Genomic DNA, 20561 nt, shown 5'->3' with positions numbered 1-20561 from the left:
TCTATTACAGGAGCCGGTACAGGCTGGCGAGCCCGAGCCCGCCCCCGATTCCGATCGTGGCTACCCCGAGTGGGAGGTCGCCGTTTTGCATCAGCCGCATGAGCCTTGCTACAAGAATTGCTCCCGAAGCACCGTACGGATGCCCCTGGGCGATGGCGCCGCCGGCTGTATTCAGCCGCTCCGGCGGAATGCCGAGCTGATAGGCCGAGGCAAGCACCTGAGAGGCGAATGCTTCATTGCATTCCCACAAGGAAATGTCCTGTACAGACAAGCGGTTCCGTGCAAGCAGCCGGCGTACAGCAGGCACCGGGCCAACCCCTGGCATCGTCGGATCAACGCCAACGGATACGGCATCGACGATTTCAAGAACAGGCACGAACCCGTGCTGCCGGCAGGAGGATTGACTGGCCATCAGTGTGAGTGCCGCTCCATCGCTGATCCGGGAGGAGTTGGCGGCGGTGACCGTCCCATGCTCTTGGAAAACAGAGGGTGCCCTGCGGATGATTTTGTTCATTTTATCTGGAGAACGAAGCTCAGCGTCTGCCTGGATGGTGCTCACCGGAACAATTTCCCGGGAAATATCCGGTTTTGCTGCTTCCTCCCACGAAAGCCTGTAGCTGCGTTCGGCAAAGGCGTCCTGATCTGCGCGGGATATGCTGTAGGCTTTCGCCACCGTTTCCGCAGCTTCTCCCATATCAGGATCTCCGATAAACCTTGGAGAAAAGCGGGCTCTTTCCTGGGTGGAGGAAACTGGATAGGCTTCCGAGGCGAAAAAGGAGCGTTGCGGGGCCCGACTTATGCTTTCAACCCCACCGGCAAGAACGGTCTCCGACGCGCCGGCCTGCAGGTGCCGGAACCCCTGATGCACAGATTCAAGGCCGGAGCCGCACTGGCGGTCCACCGTTACACCGGGCACAGACGTGTCATATCCAGCTTCAAGCAGGCTGAGGCGGGCGAGGTTACCGCCTGGGCCAACTGCATTTCCCATAAATACTTCGTCAGTCGGTACACGGTCGTTTATTCCGTGATGGCACTGAAAGTGCTTGTACAGCGGCGCCGTCAGCTGTTCCGGCTCCAGCTTTGAAAACGTCCCGTTCACATGATGGACAGGGCTTCTTTTGGCATCAATGATATAGACAGGCTCAGTCATCATTACCGTTCTCCTTTGATAAGGCTTCGTAATACTTCTGTGCGCGCAGCCGGTCGATTTTTCCGTTGCCAAGAACCGGCAGAAGGTCTATCTGCAGGCATACAGGTAGTTTATAAGCGGGCAGCCATTGGCGGCAATGTACATGCAAGTCGTGTGCAATAACGTTTCCAGTATAAAGCGCAGCAATCTTTTCCCCCTCGAAAGCATCAGGCACGCCAAATACAACTGCCTGTTCAACATTGGGATGGCTCATGAGCACCTGTTCAATTTCTTCGGAATAAATATTTCGACCGCGGCTGACAATTTTTCCGCTCCGGCGGCCGGTAATATAAAGGAAGCCTTCCTCATCGACAAAGCCAATATCTCCGGTGGCAACCGACCGCGGGTAGGATAAGGACTCGTCTTCAGCATAGCCACTGAATAAAAATGGACTTGTTACGACTAATTCCCCGGTATCTGGTGAGCTCTCGGCTTCTACCATGGGAAACAGGCGGCCGGTGCAGGATGGGCTGACCTGTTCTGCGCGGTGGTTCAGGGCGCTTATGAAGCTGGTTTCTGCGCTGCCGTAGAATTCATACAGCGCAGCCGTGGGAAAGCGGGCGAATATATTTTGATTATCAGCAGGGAACCATTTTTCTCCTCCCGTAATGATTAGTCTGACCGAGGGAGAGGGGGAAGAAGAGTGGCGGAGAAGCCAGCGGAGCGTTGTAGGCACAGCGTACAATACGGTGACCTGCTGTTTAACCACCATCCGGGCAAACACCCGTGGTGAGTGCCTTACGGGCAGAATAACGGTGTGGCCGTATTCGAGCATGCGGACGGCCCCGTATAAAAAGAGGGAGTGGGACAGCCTTCCGGTGATCAGGACGCGTTCCTCCTCCTGAAATGGAAAAAGCTGCTCGTCCGCCTCAAAGCTTTTCAGCCAGGAACGGTGGCTTCGCAGACATGCCTTTGGTGTTCCGGAGGAGCCTGACGTGCAGGCCCCGTAAAACAACTCGGTTTCCTCGCAGAATGCCGCAGGCACAGACGGCTGCGCCCCAGCTCCGGTAATATCTGCAAGCGTCAATGAAGGCACCGCTAGTCCGGCTGCGTCAGTGTCTGCGATAAAAAGCGCGGGCCTGGAAGAGAAAAGAAAAGAAGCTATCGAATCATTGTCCAGCGTTTCATCCACCGGAACAGCAATGCCGCCTCCAGACACGACCGCAAAGAACATATACAGCTGCTCGAGGGGATCCTGAAGCGCAAAAGCAATCTGCTTTTGAAAAAACGGACCGGCAGCTGCATGCAGCTGTTTCCGCCGGAGGTTAATGGATTCATGCAGCTCCTGCCAGCTGATCGAACGATCCGAGTATTCGACCGCCGTCTGCGCTGGACGGGAAGCAGCGTACCGGGCGATAGACTGGCCGATCATGGAAATCCCCCTTTCGGTGCTACAGCCTGATTTTGTGCTGCTTGTTCAGCCGGACTGCTACAAAGCCGGCAACGACCGCTTTAAAAATATCTCCCGGCAGAAAAGCGAGTGCCTGAATAGCGGCAGTTGTCCACGGTATGTTTATTAAAAACGATAAATAAGTAACACCGCCGGCATAAATGACGAGAATTCCGCCGATAATATTAGCAAACAGATACTTTGGAACCGATGGTTTTTTAAAAGAATGGGCGATCCAGCCAATAATAAATGCCCCGACCGGCCAGCTCAGAATGTAGCCGCCGCCTGCGCCGAATAATACACCGGCTCCGCCGCGTCCGCCGGCGAGCAGGGGAAGGCCTATCATTACGAGCACTACAAACAAGAGTATGCTGAGACCGCCGTATCTCGCGCCGAGCAGAGAGCCCGCCAGCATAACACCCAGGGTCTGCAGGGTGATTGGGACCGGACTGAATGGAAGCGGGATGGGCGGAACAATGCCTAAAGCTGCCATGATTGCTGCAAATAAAGCCGTATAAATAATTTTTTGTATACGCATCAATGTTCACCTCACTGACTTCTAAGAATAAAAAGAAATCAGTTATTTGTCAACTTTATTTTAAAAAAGGTTTACGAAGTATGGTCAATTTGTTAAATCGGTACTGGCAGGCGATGAAGGAAAGAAGAAACAGTGTAACAAAATGTCACACTAAGCCGTTGTAGTGTCAGCAAAACAATTATAATAAAGAAAAAATACACTTTTAGCAGGAGGAATCGCTGTGCAGCAAGTATATGAAGCGACTGCCGCCAAACAGATTACGTTAAAAGAAATATTGCAGCGGCCAATATTTCAGAATATTACGTTTATTGGAAGCGAAGAGGCTTTAAAACGCACAGTTGACTGGGTACATGTCATTGAAGTAGCTGAGGTAGAGCAGCTGCTGAACGGAAGGGAATTGATTTTAACGACTGGGGTGGGCTGGCATAACGATGAGGGGCTCTCCCTGTCTTTTTTAAATCAGCTGATTGAAAGCGGTGCTGCAGGACTTTGTATCGAGCTGGGTACATATACGAACCGGCTGCCGGAAGCGATGGTCCAAACAGCAAAGGCCTGGGATTTCCCCCTGATTTTATTTCATGAGCAGGTGCGTTATGTAGACATTACGCAGGAACTGCATGCATTTTTTATTCATAGGCAGTATACGCTGATGCGGGACTTGGAAATATTGTCCCAGACATTTAACCAGATGCTTTTGCATGGCCGCGGGGTGAGGGCCCTTCTGCAGGAGCTTCGCGCCCAGACCGGACTGGATTTATTTTATCTTCCGGTGCAGGGGGAAAGTGAATTCGTTCCGGAAGTAACAGCGGCACGCGAGCAGCAGTTCGTCCGCCGGTGGCTTGAGAGCAAAACAGAGGACAGGGAATTTGTTTTACACAAGCCGATCATGGTACTCGATCAGTATTTTGCTGATATTGTTGTGTACGGAAACGGCCGGGAGCTTACGTCGTTTGAAGAACTGGCCGTGGACCGGTGTGCGACAGCAGTGGCCCAGGAGGTAATGCGCACAGCTTATATGGAGGAGCGCAAGCGGTACCGCGATGAGATGTGGATCCACGAATGGCTGAGCGGCGATCACCATGAGGAAAAGCTGCGCCGTCATCTGATCAGCCATTACGGCCGCGAAGAGTTCTCCGAGGCCTGTGTATGTGTGATGGAAACGTCGCATCTATCACTCTCTTCGTCAGCACTTGAAGCCTGGTACGTCCAAAAAGCGATGGTGGCAAGAGCGGCCTTTGAGGAAAAACAGATATTGTTTTTGTCCACCGTTCTGCCGCAGGGGCCGGTGTACGTGCTGCTTGATACCGCCAAATCAAAACGGGAATCATTTTCCAAACGGATGTATAAAGCGTTTGAGCAGCTGCGGAAAACAGAGGCACAGGAAGAAAAACAGCTGTATGATTTTGCAGCGTTCGGGAAGTGTTTAAAACAAACATCTCAAATATGGCGGAGCTTTGAGACGGCGAAGGAAACGATGGCGATTCAGCGGAAAATCGGCCGGCTGCCGATGCCATTTTATGAAAACCTTCATCTTCTCCGGACAGTACATTACATGGAGGAGCAGGGAGATCTTGAGGATTATATTCAGGATTATCTTGGTGAGGTGATCTCATACGATGCTCAAAAAAATGTTCGGCTGCTGCAGACATTAAAAGTATATCTGGAGTGCTTCGGATCAAAGCAGGCGACAGCGAAGCGGCTGTTCGTCGTCCGCCAGACGCTGTATCATCGGCTGGATAAAATTCAGGAGCTGCTCGGGGAGGACATTCTGGAAGCGCCGAAGCGGCTGTCGATTGAACTGGCCATCCATGCGTATGAATACAAATACGGAAGTGTTGAATAACGTAAAGAAGGAAGCCGCGGCTTCCTTCTTTTTGATCCTGCTACGATAAACTTTCCGATGAAGCACTGGCGGCCCGCTGCTTTAACAAAAAGGCAAAGTACTTGCGGGCATCCGGACTTTCGAGATGAAGAGTAAAGGTTTCCGCTTCCTTTGTAAAGCGGACGAACGTGCCTTCAAGGTTTTCCGTTACACCTCCAATGGAAAAACCGTCGTCCAGCAGTCCGTCAATCTGATCTTTTTCAATTAAAAAGTGATCGTGTTCTTTCATGAGCAGCTCCCCTCCTATTTCATGCTGGCAACTTCTGGTTTGGCTTCTTCTTCTGCTTCGTCTGCGGGGACCTCCCAGTCTCTTCCAACGGTGATGCCGAGGTATTTATCGTCGCTTGGATCTTCAATTTCCACCTGCTTATACTTTTTGAACCACCAGTATTTGGCGAGGAAGTAATAGCAGACACCGCCGGCAACAAACCCGGCAATAAAGGAAAAGTTGATGAAGAAGATAGCGACAGCACCTCCGACGGCCCAGGAAATCAGGCCGGCTGCGTTGATTCCTTTAAAGTAACGATACTGGCCGGTATGCTTGTAAAGGTCCGGCACGTTCACCCGGCGTTTTCGCAGAACATAGTAGTCTGATACTAAAATACCGACGACGGCGGAGAGGACGCCGCCTACTACAAGAAGGACGGTATCAAGCACACTGAAAATCAGCCACGGCTGGGCGGCAGTCCCGATAATGCCTGCCATAAACACACCAACAAAGAAGGGGATTTTCGGCCCGCCGACGTTGGAAAAAATCGTCGCTGCGGGAATAACGTTTGCACTGGTGTTGGTGGACCACTGGGCGAGCACGATCATAAGCAGAAGCACCGCGAGCACGAGTCCGCCGGCTGTCTGCTGAAGAGCGACGACCGGATCAAAATTGCCGAGAGCAATAAAGCAGATGGCGCCGATGACTACCATGAAGGTCTGCACGAGTGGAAGAGCGATCATGCTTCCAACCATCGTGCCGCGGTTTCTTTTAAACCAGTTACGTTCATATTTCGGGGCTTTAATAAAACGGCTCAGCGAAGGGATGTCTGTCGCGAGCGTACTCCAAAATCCCATGTTGGCAAAAATAACAATAACAAAAGCAGTTACGGCAGAGCCGGCTCCGGCCTCGATGCCGTCCCAGTTCCATACGTTCGTTCCCTGGGCGGAGGCCTCTCCGGTAAGCACAATGTACATCCATATCGAAATCAGGATGATCGCGGGAGCGGCAAAGTCAGCAAATCGTTCCACGGCCTTGATGCCGATAGCCGTATTGACCAGCTGGGCGCCGGCAAACAGAGCATAACAGACGGCCCAGTTATCAAAGCCGGTCAATATATTTAAAATGCCGTTCATCGCGGTAGAGCCGAAGTATGTGTTGATCCCAAACCAGAAGGAGGCGGCAATCCCCCTGGTCACAGAAGGCAGATGGGTACCGATCGTACCGAAGGGGGCCCTCATATAGACAGGAAAGGACAGCCCGTGTTCAATGCCAATATCCCCGACGATTGTAATAAACAATCCGATAGCCACACACCCGATCAGGGAAGCGAAGATGACCCAGCCGAGTGGAAGGGAGGAAACGCCTTCTCCGCCAATGGCGAAGGCAGCCAGGACGACCGCCATCCCGACCCACATAACGGCAAAGCCGAAGGTGCTGATTTTTCGTTTATCATGACCCACCGGCATCAGGTCCGGAGATTTTAAGTAGCTGTTATCTTTCATGAGTCATTGTCATCCTTTCTGCTTCTTAAAATTTTTACCTGCGGGTAAACAACACACCAGCGTCATGGACGATCACCAGTCCTAAAGAAACAGAGGACGAGAGGGAAAAAGAGTTCCCCGATTACATTAAACGGACGTGGAGGCAGCAGTTTTAGGGCTGCTTCCTAAAGCGAAGGGCTTGCGTTTCATGTATTTCCCGTAGCCAGGTTCAGCCTCCAGCTTCCGGTCGCGGACAACAAACTGGCCGCGTACCATGGTAGACTCAATCACGCCCTGCACCTCCATGCCTTCAAAGGCGTTATAATCAACCGCCATGTGCTGCGTTTTGACTGAAATAGTCCGGCTTTCATCCGGATTGAAAAGCACAAGGTCAGCGTCTGCGCCAACGGCGATTGTTCCTTTATCCGGATAGAGACCGAACAGCTTGGCGCTTTTCGTCGAGGTAATATCAACAAACTGCTGGCGCGAAATTCTTCCTTTGGCCACTCCTTCCGAGTAGAGAATACTCATCCGGTCTTCAATCATCGGGCCGCCGTTTGGAATTTTTGTAAAGTCATCTTTACCGAGGTCCTTCTGGCCGTTAAAGTCAAACGAGCACTGATCGGATCCGATGGTCGACAGATCTCCATTTTTAATTGCCGTCCATAGCTCCTCCTGATTCCATTTTTCACGAAGCGGCGGGCTCCATACATACTTGGCGCCTTCAAATCCAGGCTGGTCCATGTAGCTTTCATCAAGCACGAGGTACTGCGGGCACGTTTCACCCCAGACGTTGGCACCTTTACGTCGTGCTTTGCGGATTTCTTCCGCGGCATCGGCGCAGGAAACATGCACAACATACAGCTGAGAGTCGGCAAGCCCGGTAAAGCGGGCCGCGCGGCCGGTCGCTTCCCCTTCGATTTCGGACGGTCGGGTGCGGGCATGGTAAATAGGCTCGGTGTTTCCGGCAGCAAGTGCTTCTTCTGTTAAGTGCTGAATCACGTCGCCGTTTTCGGCATGGACCATGACGAGCGCTCCTAGCTCTTTGGCAGCAAGCAGCGTGCGGTAAAGCGTTTCGTCATCGGCCTGGAACACATTTTTGTAGGCCATAAATACCTTGAAGGAAGTAATTCCGTCGTTTTGAATGATTGAAGGAAGCTGATCAAGCACGTCGTCATTCATTTGAGTAATCATCAAATGAAAGCCGTAATCAATCACGGAACGTCCCTGGGATTTATCGTGCCATTCCTGAATGGAGGAGCTGAGCGGCCTGTCCTTGCTTGTCAGGCAGAAGTCGATCACGCTCGTCGTGCCGCCAAAAGCGGCAGCGATGGAGCCGCTTTCGAAGTCATCCTTGGAGACGGTTCCTCCAAACGGCATTTCGAGGTGGGTGTGCGGATCCACTCCTCCCGGGAAAATGTACTGGCCGGAGGCGTCGACAATTTCTGCCCCGTCTTCCTGAAGATCCTTGCCGATAGTTGTGATTTTTTCATCTTCGATCAGAATATCTGCCTTGTATTCATCGCTCGCTGTTACAACGGTTCCGTTTTTGATAATCGTTTTTGCCAAAATAATCTCCTCCTGTTATTGATTAGATCCGGCACCTGCCATCAGCTGCTGGCGTTCGTTCCATGTCATCGGTTCGTCGCCGACCTTTCTTGCGACTTCGACCATGTCGATGGCGCCATCCACCGGACAGACGATAGAGCACAGATTACAGCCGACGCAGTCATCCTCGCGCACCCGCAGTATATCGTTGCCGTCCTCATCCTTTAGCATATCGATGCACTGATGGGACGTATCTTCACAGGCAATGTAGCACTTGTTGCAGTTAATACAGACATCGTTATTGATTTTAGCGGCAACACGGTAGGTAAGATCGAGGTCGCCCCAGTCGGAATACTTCGGCACGGTCTGCCCGATCAGCTGGTCGAGAAAGACAAGACCCTTTTCGTCCATGTAGTTGCTGAGGCCGTCGATCATATCTTCAACAATACGGAAGCCATGATGCATCGCCGCCGTACACACCTGGACGTTAGAAGCGCCCATCAGCATAAATTCCGCGGCTTCCTGCCAGCTGGACACGCCGCCCATGCCTGAAATAGGCACGTCGATGCCCGGCGTTCTGGCGCATTCCCCGACCATATTCAAAGCGATCGGTTTAACGGCGGGACCGCAGTAGCCGCCGTGAGCACCCTTGCCGTCCACGTTCGGAATAGTATTCCAGGAATCAAGGTCGACGCCGGAAAGGCTGTTAATCGTATTGATCATGCTGACGGCGTCGGCTCCGCCCTCGACGGCGGCTTTAGCCGTGAACGTAATGTCTGTAATGTTCGGTGTTAGTTTGACGATCACCGGCGTCTGGGCTACTTCTTTCACCCAGGCCGTCTGCTGGCGGACGAGCTCCGGCACCTGGCCGGACGCTGAGCCCATTCCCCGTTCGGCCATGCCGTGAGGACAGCCAAAGTTGAGTTCGAGGCCGTCGACCCCTGCTGCTTCGACTCTTTTAACGATTTCATGCCACTTGTCCCGGTCCGGTTCGACCATTAATGAGCCGATAATTGCATGCTCCGGGTAAAGACGTTTCGTTTCTTCAATTTCCCGCAGGTTCACTTCAAGCGGCCGGTCGGAAATCAGCTCAATATTATTGAATCCGGCTACCTGGTTTCCACCGAACGACACGGCGGAAAAACGGGAGGAAACGTTCAGGATAGGGTCACCCATCGTTTTCCACACAGCACCGCCCCAGCCTGCTTCGAAAGCGCGCTGTACCTGGTACCCACTGTTGGTTGGAGGTGCGGATGCGAGCCAGAAGGGGTTCGGGGAACGGATGCCGGCGACATTGGTCGTTAAATCTGCCATGAAAACACTCCTTTCAGATTATGATTCAGCCTGCTGCCTGAGTATCTGCCGAAAGCTGCTGGTGAATGGTATAGGCTGCCTGCTTTCCCTGCTCCGCTGCACTGACAACCATCGCTTCTCCCTGGCCGCTGCCAAATACGACGTCCCCGACGGCAAAATGGTTTGGTTCAGAAGCGGCGTAGGAGGCGTCGACAGTCACAACGCCGTCCGTGTGATCAAGGCCGAACATGGCAATTGTATCCTGCAGCCGCTCCTGGCCGATGGCCCGTATAACGACATCCACATCCATCATAAAATTGGAATTCTGGATGGGTACTGGTCGCTGCCTTCCGTCCTGGTCTGCTTCGCCAAGCTCCATCTGGACGCATTCGAGACCGTTGACTTGCCCCTGGTCATTTTTTTCGATTTTCACCGGGGAAGTAAGCCATTGAAAGACGATGCCGTCCTGCTTGGCAAATTCAAATTCGAACGGGTAGGCGGTCATTTCATTTTTCGTCCGTCTGTAAACGATACTGACGTGTTCAGCACCGAGGCGGGTCGAGCAGGTGGCTGCGTCAACGGCCGTGTTGCCGGCGCCGATAACGGCCACCCGCTTGCCGGCAAGATTATTGGAAAACGTGCCGTCTTTGGTGGAACGCACAAAATCAACAGCGTCATATACGCCGAAAGCGTCCTCTCCTTCCATATGAAGCTCCGGAACGCTTCCCATACCGACAGCGATAATGATGGAATCAAACTGCTCCCGGAGCTCTTCCGGGGAAATGTCTTTTCCGACTGCGGTGTTCGTGCGGATGGTTACGCCCATATTCACAATCTGGTTGATTTCCCATTGCACGATATCAACCGGGAGGCGGAAGGAAACAATACCGTAACGGTTCAATCCCCCGGGTTCGTCGTCGGCTTCAAAAATGGTCACCTGATGGCCAAACCGGGCGAGCTCCCGGGCCGCTGCCAGACCGGCGGGGCCGCTGCCGACGATTGCGACATGTTTGGACGTCGAAGGGCCTGCTTCAAACAGCACCTGCTCATTGCGGATAGCCCAATCCGTGGCGTAGCGCTGCAGATCGCCAATCATGATCGGCTCTGATTCGCCGTTTAATACACAGGCTCCCTCGCATAATTCCTCGGTCGGGCAGACACGTGCACAGCTCGCTCCGACGGGATTTGCATCCATAATAGTGACTGCGGAGCCTTTTAAATTGCCGGAGGCTATTTTTTTAATAAAAGAAGGAATGTCTATGCCTGTCGGACAGGCCTGGATACAGGGCGCGTCGTAGCAAAACAGGCAGCGGTTCGATTCCTTGACCGCATGGGTCGTTGAAAGAGGGCTGTTCACTTCAGCGAAATTCTCCTGCAGCTGTTCGGTGGAAATCCATGCATCCGAGCGGTGATTGGACATGGTAAAACTCCTTTCGGGTTTTAAAGTAGGGCGCTCATGGATCCGTATGTTTCGGGCCGGCGGTCGCGGTAGAACTGCCAGGCGTTGCGCACCTCCCGGATCATTTCTTTATCCATATCTGCGACAAGAACTTCATCCTGATCACGGCTTGCGATGCTGACAAAGTCACCACGGGGGTCCACTACGTAGGACTGGCCGTAAAATTCACCCATGTTCCACGGGGCTTCGTAGCCGACCCTGTTGATCGCAGCCAGGTAATAACCGTTCGCCACGGCGTGGGCCGGCTGTTCGAGCTTCCAGAGGTATTCGGAGGTGCCGGCGACTGTAGCCGATGGATTGAAAACCACTTCGGCGCCGTTCAGCCCCAACAGCCGGGCGCCCTCCGGGAAGTGCCGGTCGTAGCAGATGTAGACGCCGACCTTCGCATAAGCCGTGTCAAATACTGGATATCCGAGATTGCCCGGTTTAAAATAGAATTTTTCCCAGAAACCGTAGCCTTCGTTGCCGACAGCAACATGAGGGATATGATTTTTCCGGTATTTTCCTAAGTACGAGCCGTCTGCATCGATGACGGCGGCGGTATTATAATAAGCAGCGATGCCTTCGCGTTCATAGACAGGAAGCACAATCACGGTGCCAAGCTCTTTAGCGAGATCCTGAAATATTCTTGTAGTTGGCCCTTCAGGAACCTGTTCGGCTGCTTCGTACCACTTCATCGACTGTTCGGAGCAGAAATAAGGCCCGTAGAATATTTCCTGAAGCCCGATAATCTGTGCTCCTTTGGCGGCGGCCTCACGAACCATGCGTACATGTTTTTCAATCGCTTTGTCTTTATGCTCTTGAACTGAAGCACTGCCCTCGACATCGTTGGAAGCCTGGATGATTCCTATACGGACCTGATCTGTCATGCAATCAATCCCCTTTCGGTTTGTTTTTTCAATAGTATAGAATTTTCTGAAAAAAACATGTGACATTCCGTCGGATAATGGAGGACCTTGTTGGACAAAATGTAAATAAGCTTTGTACGGCAGGGGATGGGACGGTCACAAAATCTTACATACAAATTAGTAAACCGACTTTAAGCGGAAAATAAAAAGACCACCCGGAGGCGGTCAGGCGGACGGTGAGGCGTGGATAATTGCTTCACGCAGCGTCGCCACGATTGTATCAATCTGTTCATGGGAAATAATAAACGGGGGAGAGATGGTTAACACGTTGTTATGCTCAGGAACGGTATCGCTGTTTTTGCCGATCATGACCCCGTGCTGTTTACAGTAGCCGAGCACCTGCTGCATGAATTCCGGAGGTGCCGGCTCCTTCGTTATTTTATCGCTCACAAGCTCGATGCCTGCCATCAGGCCGAACGTGCGGATGTCTCCAACGGCAGGGAAATGGTGAAAGGATTCGAGCTGCTCCCGTAGGTAGCTGCCGGTGCTTTTGGCTTTTGCGACAAGGTCTTCGCGTTCGAGAATATCGATGTTTTCGAGCGCGACGGCACAAGACATCGGGTTGCCTCCAAAGGTATTCACATGCCGGAAATGACTTTGGGGAGCACCGGATTTGAACGATTCATATAAATCATTGGAAACAGCTGTAGCAGATAAAGGGGCGTAGGCGCTCGTTATCCCCTTCGCCATGGTAACGATGTCAGGCTGCACGCCGAAATTTTTATGGCCGAAGGCTTCTCCCGACCGCCCAAACCCGCAGATAACTTCATCAACTATTAAGAGAACATCATGCTTTTGACAGATTTCCTGTACCTTCTGCAGGTAAGACTCAGGCGGCGTGATGACGCCGCCACCGGTAATTACCGGCTCCACAATGACTCCGGCGACTGTATCAGCGCCTTCCCAGATGATGGTCTGTTCAATGGAAGAAGCGCATTCGAGCGAGCAGCTGTCCGGCTCTTTGCCAAACGGACACCGGTAGCAGTAAGGCGGGGCTGCGTGGCGGAAGCCTTCGGCGACCGGCTCGTAGCTTGCTTTCCGGTCAGCCTGGCCGGTTGCGCCCAGAGCACCCATCGAATTTCCGTGATAGGCCCGGTAGCGGGAAATGAATTTATATTTTTTCGGCTTGCCGGTCTGGGTGAAATACTGCCTGGCAATTTTAAAGGCGACTTCGTTGGCATCGGAGCCGGAATTGGAAAAAAAGATGCGGTAGTGGCCGTCAAGCCAGTCGTTTAATTTTGCCGCCAGCTGAATGGCCGGCTTGTGGCTGTTGGTCATGGGCGTAAAGGGCATCGTACTGAGCTGCTTTGCCGCCGCTTCCGCGATGGAAGTTCTTCCGTGGCCAACATTTACACACCAGAGTCCGGCCATCCCATCAATGTAGGAGTTGCCGTCGATATCTGTAAGATACACATTGTCGCTTTCGGTGAAAATAGCCGGGTGATCATTGTGAGGAGCCATATGGTGCCATAAAAAGGCACGATCCTGATCGAGAAGCATTTCTTTTTCTGCGGAAACGGTCTGTTTATCGGTATGATTCATGTCGTGAAACGCTCCTTTCATATGCCTGCATAATAATATGGTAGCTCGAAAGGCGGAAAAAAGCATGATACAGATTGTGTAAAAGAAGTCAGAATAATTTAACATTTTGTTGTACGCCCTGGGAAAAGAAAACCGATAAAATAAAAGCATGAAGTCTGGAAGGGGATGAACCAATGGGAGTTAATACAGCACGTCTCACGACACGCGTGCATGAGCTTGCAGAGATTGGACGGATTGGGGAAACGGGCGTGCGGAGGCTTGCCCATTCGAAGAAGGACCAGGAGGGGATGGCTCTCGTGGAGTCCTGGATGAAAGAGGCCGGACTTGCGACGAGGATCGATGAAGTGGGAAACCTGATGGGCCGGCTGGAGGGCCGGGATTCTTCCCTCCCGATCTTTATGCTCGGCTCGCATATTGACAGCCAGCCCTATGGCGGCCGCTTTGACGGAGCCATAGGGGTGCTTGGTGCCCTGGAGTCGGTCCAGACCCTGGTGGAAGAAGGCTATACATTTGAAGGGCCCATTGAGGTGATCGCCTTCAGCGATGAAGAAGGCTCCCGGTTTAATAAAGGGATTTTCGGCTCCCGCGGATTGATCGGCGAACTTGAAGAAGGCGAGCTCGAACGGGAAGATGAAGACGGAATCACAAGGCGGCAGGCGCTGGAAGAAATGGGGCTTGATCCGGAGCGGGTTCATCTCGCTGCCTATGATCCTGAGCAGCTTTTCGCGTTTCTGGAGATGCATATTGAACAGGGCCCGGTGCTTGAAGATAAAGGAGCAGCGGCGGGTATTGTAACCGGGATCTCGGGTCCGCTCTGGCTCACGGTCACCTATAAAGGATTCGCGGGGCACGCGGGATCTGTGCCGATGCATCTCCGACGGGACGCCCTCCTGGGTGCCAGTGAGGCGACAACGGCGCTTAATACCATTGTCGGAAAACGGCAGCCGGCCCCAACGATCGGCACGGTTGGGAACATAAAAGTGTTTCCGAACTCCCGAAATATCATTCCCGAAGAAGTAAAGTTTACGGTCGATCTTCGCGATATTGACCTTGAGCGGCGAAATGAGTGCGAGAGCGAATTGCGTGTGGAGCTTGAAGCTATTGCCGCAAGGCACGGCCTGGAGCTTGATATTCAGGAGGATACAAACAGCGATCCGAGATACTGCGCAGAGTGGATCCAGAGTATCATGGCAGAGCAGGCCGGACGCTTGAAGATGGAAGCGCCGAAGCTGATGAGCGGCCCGTTTCATGACGCGATGCCAATATCGAAGGTGTGCGACTACGGCATGATTTTTGTGCGCTGCAAAGACGGCATCAGCCACAATCCGCTTGAGTACAGCACAGATGAAGATATTATCGAAGGTACGAAGCTTTACTATGAAACAGTGAAGCAGATTGCTGGAAACATGAAGGAGTATCAACTGAAGCATGCAGCGGATAAAATCAACAGCTGACGCAAAAAACCCGGAAAGCCCGGGTTTTTTTATGCAGAGGTTGTCTTTTTCTGGCGAATGATTGGGACGAGGAAGGAAAGAAGAGCGACAATCATCATGCTGAGGGCGATCGGCCGGGTGAAAAAGACCGTTAAATCGTCATTGGCGATAGTCATGGCCTGCCGGAAGGATTCCTCCATCATCCCGCCGAGGATAAATGCCAAAATCAGCGGGGCTGCCGGGAAATTGTACAGCTTCATCAAATAGCCGAGCACACCAAACGCAAGCAGTAAATAAAGGTCAAACGTGCTGAAGCTGATGGAGTACACCCCGATCATGCTGAACATAATCACGAGCGAAATCAGCATCGGGCGCGGAATCAACAGCACTTTAGCAATGTATGGAATAAGCGGCAGGTTCAGGATCAGCAGAAATACGTTGCCGATATACATACTGATGATAACGCCCCAGAACAGGTCAGGCTGCTCTTCGATTAACAGCGGCCCCGGCGGCACATTCAGTACAAGCAGAGCGCCGAGCAGGACGGCTGTCGTTCCGGAACCGGGAATACCGAGGCTGAGCAGAGGTACAAACGCACCACTTGTAGCGGCGTTATTGGCGGTTTCCGGAGCAGCGATACCCTTCACTGCGCCTTTCCCGAATTCCTCGGGACGTTTGGCGATTTTCTTTTCCGTAATATAGCCGATAAACGACGCAATGGTAGCACCAGCCCCGGGGAGCACCCCGAGAAGGAATCCAAGGAAGGACTGACGGGTCATCGGACCGCTCATGTCCTTGAAGTCCTGTTTGGAAAGCTTCAGGCTTCCAATATTGCCCTGGTTTTTAAGTGTCTTTTTCCGGTTGACAATCAGATTGCAGATTTCAGCAATGGCAAACAAGCCTAGAGCGATCACGAGAAAATCAATGCCTTCGAGCAGATTCGGATTATTGAATGTAAACCGCGTCGTTCCTGTCTGGCTGTCCATGCCAATGGTGACAAACATGAGCCCGAGTACTGCCGAAATAAGTGCTTTAATCGTCGAGCCGTCGGATAAGCTCGCTATCGCGGTTAACCCGAGCAGCATCAGGGCAAAGTATTCGGGCGGGCCAAACACAATGGCGACGCTTGCCAGAAGCGGAGCGAACAGCATCAGCAGAACAACACTCACTGTACCGCCGGCAAAGGAGGAAATGGCTGCAATCGCAAGCGCTTTTCCCGCTTGGCCGTTCTGGGCCATCGGGTAGCCGTCAAAAGCGGTAGCGACGGTGCCCGAGATTCCCGGGGCATTCAAGAGAATGGAGGAGGTGGAGCCTCCAAACACAGCGCCGTAATACACACCGGCCATCAGAACGAGAGCAACGGTGGGATCCATATTGTATGTCAGCGGAATCATGATGGCGATTGCACTGATCGGCCCAAGCCCGGGCATCATTCCAATAAATGTTCCGGCGAAAACGCCAATCAATACAAACAGCATTCCCTGTACACTGAAAGCGACACTGAGGCCGCTTAAAATTCCGTCAAAAGTTCCCATGCGGTCAACCTCCTTTCTACAGCGGCAGAATGCCCGGAGGCAGACTTATATTTAACAGCTGTGTAAACAATAAATAAAGCGTTAAAGGAAAGGCAATGGATGTAACAGCATTGATGATATGCTTCCGGTAGCCCATGAACAGGCTGCACAGAAATATAAATATGGTGGACGTTAAAATGAAGCCAATAGGTTCAAGCAGAGTAATATATATAAGAATCATTACTGCCACGCCTCCTAAGTAAAAAATATGCTGTCCAGCTTCCTTGCGTTTTTCCCGGTCTTCTTCACCTTCGCCTTCTTTAATAAAAAACAGAAAGATGCTGAGTACAATCAATAAAAAACCGGCTGCTTTCGGCATAGTGGATGCAGTAATCATCCCCGTAGCAAAAGCGGGAATCTGAAAGGCCAGGTACAAATAGAAAACAGCAGTTACGATCAAAATTATGCTGACAATTTTATTTGCGGAGCGAAGCATATGGGTCACCTCTTTCGACTGCTTTTAATGTAGGAAGGCTCTGGACGCAGAACGTTCAGAGCCCTTCGTAAGCTGTTACTCGCCGCCCCGGTCGATGCCTACTTCATCAAGCAGGTCCTGCATGGATTCTTCTTCCTCAGCTAAAAATTCTTCAAATTCTTCGCTGTCCATGTAGTTTTCTTCCCAGGCGTAGGACTGGCGCGTTTCCTGCCAGTACTCAGATTCACTGAGTTCCTTAAACGTTTCTTCGTAATAAGCAATTTCGGCATCACTCATGTTTGGCGGTCCCAAAAATCCGCGCCAGTTGACGAATGTTTCTTCGATGCCCTGTTCCATAGCGGTTGGGAATTCACTGACCGTGTCACCTTCAAGACGCTCTTCGGCTGTAATGCCGAGTACTTTGACATCTCCGGCTCTGACCTGCTCGACAGTTTCTGTAATGCCGGTCGAATATACATCCGCCTGGCCGTTTAAGAGGTTGGTCAGGGCGCTGCCGTCCTGGGCAGATACGTATTTAATCGTCGAAGGATCAACGCCGGCGCCGGCTGCAATTTTGGCAAACTGCATATGGTCCATGCTGCCCGGGGAGGATTCGCCAACAACGGTAATGTCATCCGGATTTTCCTTCATATCTTCAAACAGGTCATTTAAGTCATTCCACTCTGAATCCTCCGTAACAGCGAACGCACCGTAGTCGGCAATCATATTCGACAGAGGGGTGAAATCTTCATAGTTGTATTCCGACTGTCCGTTCAGCGGCACGAGAAGAAGGGGAGGAGACGCTACAAAGGAATATTCCGGGTTGCCTTCCTGGTTATAAATGTAGGACCAGCCGTTGGCTCCGCCGCCGCCTTCCCGGTTAACGACGCCGATACCCTGATCAACGATGCCTTCTTTTTCGAGGCCTTCAGCAGCGGAACGGGCCACGGTGTCCCATCCGCCGCCAGCACCGGCGGGTGCAACAATTTCAAGTGAGGAATCCGGCTCGTAGTTTTCTTCTTCGCCTCCGCCGCCATCGCCGCCTGATGAACTGTCCCCGCCGCCACTTCCACAGGCACTTAAAACGCTAAGCGAAAGTACTCCGGCACCAATCCAATATTTCGAATGCTTCATAATATGTAGCCCCCTTTTTTATATTGATGTAAGCGTAACCAAAAAAAGTTTAAATGTAACCGTTTACAATTTAAAATGTATATCTTTCGTTTATTGTATTTATTTCATAAATGTCACGAACACAAATAAACCGGCTGCACGTTTTGGCTGCAGCCGGGGTGAAAGGTTTATTTTTTAAAATATCTGCGTTCGGGCCGGCCGACAATTCCATAAATGGGCCGGACTTCGATTTCGCTTGTGGATAATAAATATTTAAAATAGCGGTGCGCGGTGGTGCGGGAGGCGCCGAGAAAAAAAGCCATTTCATCGGCGGTTACTCCGTGCTCTGCCTGCTGGATATGGTCTTTCACCTGATCGAGCGTGAATGTATCGATGCCCTTTGGCAGATCTGCTTCTGGTTTGGTTTCCACTGGGACGGAAGAAACAGAAGAGGAGAAGTAACGATCAATTTCCTCCTGGGTTAGATCCCCTTCCGGACGGGCCGCCTGCAAAGCCTGGAATTTTTTCAGCGATTCCTCGAGTCTTTTAGGCGAAGCGGGTTTAATAATATAATCGATCACACCGGACCGATAAGCCTTCTGCACGTGTTCGAGATCATTTGAAGCTGAAATAATAATAATGTACACATCATGGCGGTCCAATATTTGCCCGAGAATGTCTGTGCCAAGCTGGTCGGGCAGATAAATGTCGAGCAGCAGTACATTAACCGGTGTGTGCTCCATCGTCTCGAGCAGCTCCTTGGCGGTGCCGGATGTGAACCTGCAGGAGAACCCTTCAATTTGTTCAATCAGCTGTCGGTGAATATCTGCAATGCGAAAGTCATCCTCGGCAATACCAACGTGAATCATCAACTACCCCCTTGCGGCAACGTTTTGGGCAGGTAGACCGTAAAGTAGGCGCCCTGGTTTTCATTGTTGCCAAATTCAAGCATTCCCTCTAGTTCATTAATCGTTCTTTCGACGATCGAAAGTCCGTATCCTCTTGGCTGGTTGCCGGATTTTGTAGAGGCCCCCTGGGAAGTAATATTTACACCTTCCGGCAGCCCGTGCCCATTATCGATCACTTCAAACATAATCTCCTCCTCCATTTCGGTGACAAAAAAAGTCACTTCCGGTGCCGGACGTCCTGCTGCGCTGTCGATGGCATTATCGATAAGGTTGCCTAAAATGGAAACAAGCTGAACCTTCTGAATGTGGTTCGGAAGACTCCCCAGCCGGCTTTCACTGTCAATGTGAAAAGCTGTCTTTTTCTCGGAAGCCCGGGCTGCTTTTCCGGTCAGAATCGCCTGTACGGTCGGATCCTGAATCTGCTGGAAAACTACGGAGTGGGTTTTGCGCTGCTGGGACGTTTCTTCTTCGACAAGCTGCACTGCCTCATCATATTTCCGGAGGTGCAGATACCCGGACAGTGCATACAGCTTATTCAAGTATTCATGGTTTTGCGAACGCAGGCTGTCCGAATAGCGCTGAATGTCAGAAAGCGTATTGGCCATCTGCATCATCTCCGTTTTATCCCGGAACGAAGAAACAACTCCGACGAGCTGTCCGTCGATAGTGATTGGCTCCCGGTTAACAATGTAAGGAGCACCGCGGAGCATTAATTCCTGGTCGTATTCCGGACGTCCGTGCTTCAGTACCTTTGGCATTTCTGAGTCTGGCAGCACGTGATGGATATTCTGCCCCTCGATCATCCCGTTAATGGCAAGCATGTTTCGGGCCGACTCGTTCATCATGGTGATCCGCCCCTCTGTATCAATCGCAATAATTCCCTCCCGGATGGCCGTTAGCACGCTTTCTTTTTCCTGGTACAGCTGGCCAATTTCGTGAGGCTCGAGCCCAAACATATCATTTCTAATATTTTTTGAAACCATCATGCTGCCGATGACACCCAGAGCAAGAAGGACGAGCGAGAGTACAAACAGGAGGCCAAAGCGTTCCCAGATAGCCGCACGCACATCCTCCAGTAGAAAGCCGACGGAAACGATGCCGACAATGTCCCCGTCTTCATCACGGACCGGTGCTTTGCCGCGAAGAGACGGGCCCCGGGTGCCGGTTGCGATTGATACGTAAGACTGCCCCAGCTCAAGAGCGCGCGCGTTGTCACCGCCAACCATGGCTTCGCCGATTTTCCATTCGTCGGGGTGGGCATAACGGATGCCTTCGGTATCTCCAAGCACCACAAATTCAGCACCGGCTTGCTCCCGGACTCGTTCGGCGTATGGCTGGAGCACCGAGCTTGGGTCCTCGGAGGCATAAGCCCCCTGGACGACCGGAGAGCTCGCTATGTAGGTGGCTGTACTTAGGGCTTTATCTCCAAGCTTTTCTTCGATATCATTATATTCTAAATAAGCAAACACGCCGAAGGAGCTTATCGTAATAAAAGCGACCAGCCCGACCACGAGAATCATGATTTTAGTCTGCATCTTCACATTTTTTCTTATAGAAGGTCCCTCCTTCGAAGATAACGCTTTCAAAAAATTAGTGACCGTATTTTAATATGTGGAAATACGAGTTGTTCAAAGAGTAGCACATCGCAGTTTCAACAGCAATTAGGTGTAAGGAGGG

17 protein-coding genes are annotated in these 20561 nt (G+C 51.8%); 2 read left to right on the top strand and 15 right to left on the bottom strand.

Annotated features, from left to right (window positions below; translation table 11 throughout):
- Window positions 1-4 precede the first annotated feature (4 nt).
- Genes Q0757_RS11220 through Q0757_RS11210 form a run of 3 tightly spaced genes read right to left on the bottom strand, consistent with a single transcriptional unit; the run spans window position 5 to window position 3117 of the window.
- Entirely contained in the window at window positions 5-1153 is a 1149-nt protein-coding gene (locus tag Q0757_RS11220) for a thiolase family protein (RefSeq protein ID WP_298787338.1), read from the bottom strand.
- Entirely contained in the window at window positions 1143-2561 is a 1419-nt protein-coding gene (locus tag Q0757_RS11215; protein ID WP_298787337.1) for an AMP-binding protein, read from the bottom strand. Before Q0757_RS11215 ends, Q0757_RS11220 begins: the two co-directional genes overlap by 11 nt.
- 19 nt (window positions 2562-2580) lie before the next feature.
- A complete protein-coding gene (locus Q0757_RS11210; protein ID WP_298787335.1) occupies window positions 2581-3117 on the bottom strand; it encodes a biotin transporter BioY in 537 nt (178 codons plus the stop codon).
- A 220-nt stretch (window positions 3118-3337) separates the two neighbouring features.
- Between Q0757_RS11210 and Q0757_RS11205 the strand changes: the two genes are divergently transcribed.
- Window positions 3338-4960, top strand: a complete 1623-nt coding sequence (locus Q0757_RS11205) for a PucR family transcriptional regulator (protein WP_298787333.1) — start codon at window positions 3338-3340, stop codon at window positions 4958-4960.
- Between the two features lie 40 nt (window positions 4961-5000).
- On the opposite strand, the gene Q0757_RS11200 is transcribed toward Q0757_RS11205, so the two are convergent.
- The 7 genes from Q0757_RS11200 to Q0757_RS11170 form a co-directional block, all read right to left on the bottom strand.
- Window positions 5001-5228, bottom strand: a complete 228-nt coding sequence (locus Q0757_RS11200; protein ID WP_298787332.1) for a hypothetical protein — start codon at window positions 5226-5228, stop codon at window positions 5001-5003.
- A gap of 14 nt (window positions 5229-5242) precedes the next feature.
- Complete coding sequence (locus Q0757_RS11195; protein ID WP_298787331.1) at window positions 5243-6712, bottom strand: NCS1 family transporter; 1470 nt, start codon at window positions 6710-6712, stop codon at window positions 5243-5245.
- Between the two features lie 126 nt (window positions 6713-6838).
- Window positions 6839-8260: a dihydropyrimidinase gene (hydA, locus tag Q0757_RS11190; RefSeq protein WP_298787329.1), complete on the bottom strand. Its 1422-nt coding sequence runs from the start codon at window positions 8258-8260 to the stop codon at window positions 6839-6841.
- A gap of 15 nt (window positions 8261-8275) precedes the next feature.
- Complete coding sequence (gene preA, locus Q0757_RS11185; protein WP_298787327.1) at window positions 8276-9553, bottom strand: NAD-dependent dihydropyrimidine dehydrogenase subunit PreA; 1278 nt, start codon at window positions 9551-9553, stop codon at window positions 8276-8278.
- Between the two features lie 25 nt (window positions 9554-9578).
- Window positions 9579-10952: an NAD(P)-dependent oxidoreductase gene (locus Q0757_RS11180; protein WP_298787325.1), complete on the bottom strand. Its 1374-nt coding sequence runs from the start codon at window positions 10950-10952 to the stop codon at window positions 9579-9581.
- A gap of 20 nt (window positions 10953-10972) precedes the next feature.
- The gene (locus tag Q0757_RS11175; RefSeq protein ID WP_298787323.1) at window positions 10973-11860 is read right to left on the bottom strand and encodes a nitrilase-related carbon-nitrogen hydrolase; all 888 of its coding nucleotides are present in this window, start codon (window positions 11858-11860) and stop codon (window positions 10973-10975) included.
- Between the two features lie 204 nt (window positions 11861-12064).
- Complete coding sequence (locus Q0757_RS11170; RefSeq protein ID WP_298787320.1) at window positions 12065-13441, bottom strand: aminotransferase; 1377 nt, start codon at window positions 13439-13441, stop codon at window positions 12065-12067.
- 173 nt (window positions 13442-13614) lie between these two features.
- On the opposite strand from Q0757_RS11170, the gene Q0757_RS11165 reads away from it, so the two are divergent.
- Entirely contained in the window at window positions 13615-14895 is a 1281-nt protein-coding gene (locus tag Q0757_RS11165; RefSeq protein ID WP_298787319.1) for a Zn-dependent hydrolase, read from the top strand.
- A gap of 29 nt (window positions 14896-14924) precedes the next feature.
- Here Q0757_RS11165 and Q0757_RS11160 read toward each other — a convergent pair whose 3' ends face one another.
- From Q0757_RS11160 to Q0757_RS11140, 5 genes are all read right to left on the bottom strand, one after another.
- Window positions 14925-16409, bottom strand: coding sequence for a tripartite tricarboxylate transporter permease (locus tag Q0757_RS11160; protein WP_298787317.1), 1485 nt, complete (start codon window positions 16407-16409; stop codon window positions 14925-14927).
- Between the two features lie 16 nt (window positions 16410-16425).
- A complete protein-coding gene (locus tag Q0757_RS11155) occupies window positions 16426-16884 on the bottom strand; it encodes a tripartite tricarboxylate transporter TctB family protein (RefSeq protein WP_298787315.1) in 459 nt (152 codons plus the stop codon).
- A 75-nt stretch (window positions 16885-16959) separates the two neighbouring features.
- Window positions 16960-17997 (bottom strand): tripartite tricarboxylate transporter substrate binding protein, encoded by a 1038-nt coding sequence (locus tag Q0757_RS11150; protein ID WP_298787313.1) that lies wholly within the window; start codon window positions 17995-17997, stop codon window positions 16960-16962.
- 167 nt (window positions 17998-18164) lie between these two features.
- The gene (locus tag Q0757_RS11145; RefSeq protein ID WP_298787311.1) at window positions 18165-18845 is read right to left on the bottom strand and encodes a response regulator; all 681 of its coding nucleotides are present in this window, start codon (window positions 18843-18845) and stop codon (window positions 18165-18167) included.
- Window positions 18845-20419, bottom strand: coding sequence for a sensor histidine kinase (locus Q0757_RS11140; protein ID WP_298787309.1), 1575 nt, complete (start codon window positions 20417-20419; stop codon window positions 18845-18847). The genes Q0757_RS11145 and Q0757_RS11140 overlap by 1 nt, the downstream gene beginning before the upstream one ends.
- Window positions 20420-20561: the final 142 nt, after the last annotated feature.

This window comes from uncultured Marinococcus sp., assembly GCF_947493875.1.
Classification (GTDB): domain Bacteria; phylum Bacillota; class Bacilli; order Bacillales; family Marinococcaceae; genus Marinococcus.
The sequence above is the reverse complement of the archived record's forward strand: the minus strand, read 5'-3'. Positions and strand labels throughout refer to the sequence as shown.

Excerpts from the sequence above, each read along its gene's own strand:
- Q0757_RS11220 (WP_298787338.1), bottom strand. The coding sequence starts at position 1,153 with ATGATGACTGAGCCTGTCTATATCATTGATGCCAAAAGAAGCCCTGTC.
- Q0757_RS11215 (WP_298787337.1), bottom strand. The coding sequence starts at position 2,561 with ATGATCGGCCAGTCTATCGCCCGGTACGCTGCTTCCCGTCCAGCGCAG.
- Q0757_RS11210 (WP_298787335.1), bottom strand. The coding sequence starts at position 3,117 with ATGCGTATACAAAAAATTATTTATACGGCTTTATTTGCAGCAATCATG.
- Q0757_RS11200 (WP_298787332.1), bottom strand. The coding sequence starts at position 5,228 with ATGAAAGAACACGATCACTTTTTAATTGAAAAAGATCAGATTGACGGA.
- Q0757_RS11195 (WP_298787331.1), bottom strand. The coding sequence starts at position 6,712 with ATGAAAGATAACAGCTACTTAAAATCTCCGGACCTGATGCCGGTGGGT.
- preA (WP_298787327.1), bottom strand. The coding sequence starts at position 9,553 with ATGGCAGATTTAACGACCAATGTCGCCGGCATCCGTTCCCCGAACCCC.
- Q0757_RS11180 (WP_298787325.1), bottom strand. The coding sequence starts at position 10,952 with ATGTCCAATCACCGCTCGGATGCATGGATTTCCACCGAACAGCTGCAG.
- Q0757_RS11175 (WP_298787323.1), bottom strand. The coding sequence starts at position 11,860 with ATGACAGATCAGGTCCGTATAGGAATCATCCAGGCTTCCAACGATGTC.
- Q0757_RS11170 (WP_298787320.1), bottom strand. The coding sequence starts at position 13,441 with ATGAATCATACCGATAAACAGACCGTTTCCGCAGAAAAAGAAATGCTT.
- Q0757_RS11165 (WP_298787319.1), top strand. The coding sequence starts at position 13,615 with ATGGGAGTTAATACAGCACGTCTCACGACACGCGTGCATGAGCTTGCA.
- Q0757_RS11160 (WP_298787317.1), bottom strand. The coding sequence starts at position 16,409 with ATGGGAACTTTTGACGGAATTTTAAGCGGCCTCAGTGTCGCTTTCAGT.
- Q0757_RS11155 (WP_298787315.1), bottom strand. The coding sequence starts at position 16,884 with ATGCTTCGCTCCGCAAATAAAATTGTCAGCATAATTTTGATCGTAACT.
- Q0757_RS11150 (WP_298787313.1), bottom strand. The coding sequence starts at position 17,997 with ATGAAGCATTCGAAATATTGGATTGGTGCCGGAGTACTTTCGCTTAGC.
- Q0757_RS11145 (WP_298787311.1), bottom strand. The coding sequence starts at position 18,845 with ATGATTCACGTTGGTATTGCCGAGGATGACTTTCGCATTGCAGATATT.
- Q0757_RS11140 (WP_298787309.1), bottom strand. The coding sequence starts at position 20,419 with ATGCAGACTAAAATCATGATTCTCGTGGTCGGGCTGGTCGCTTTTATT.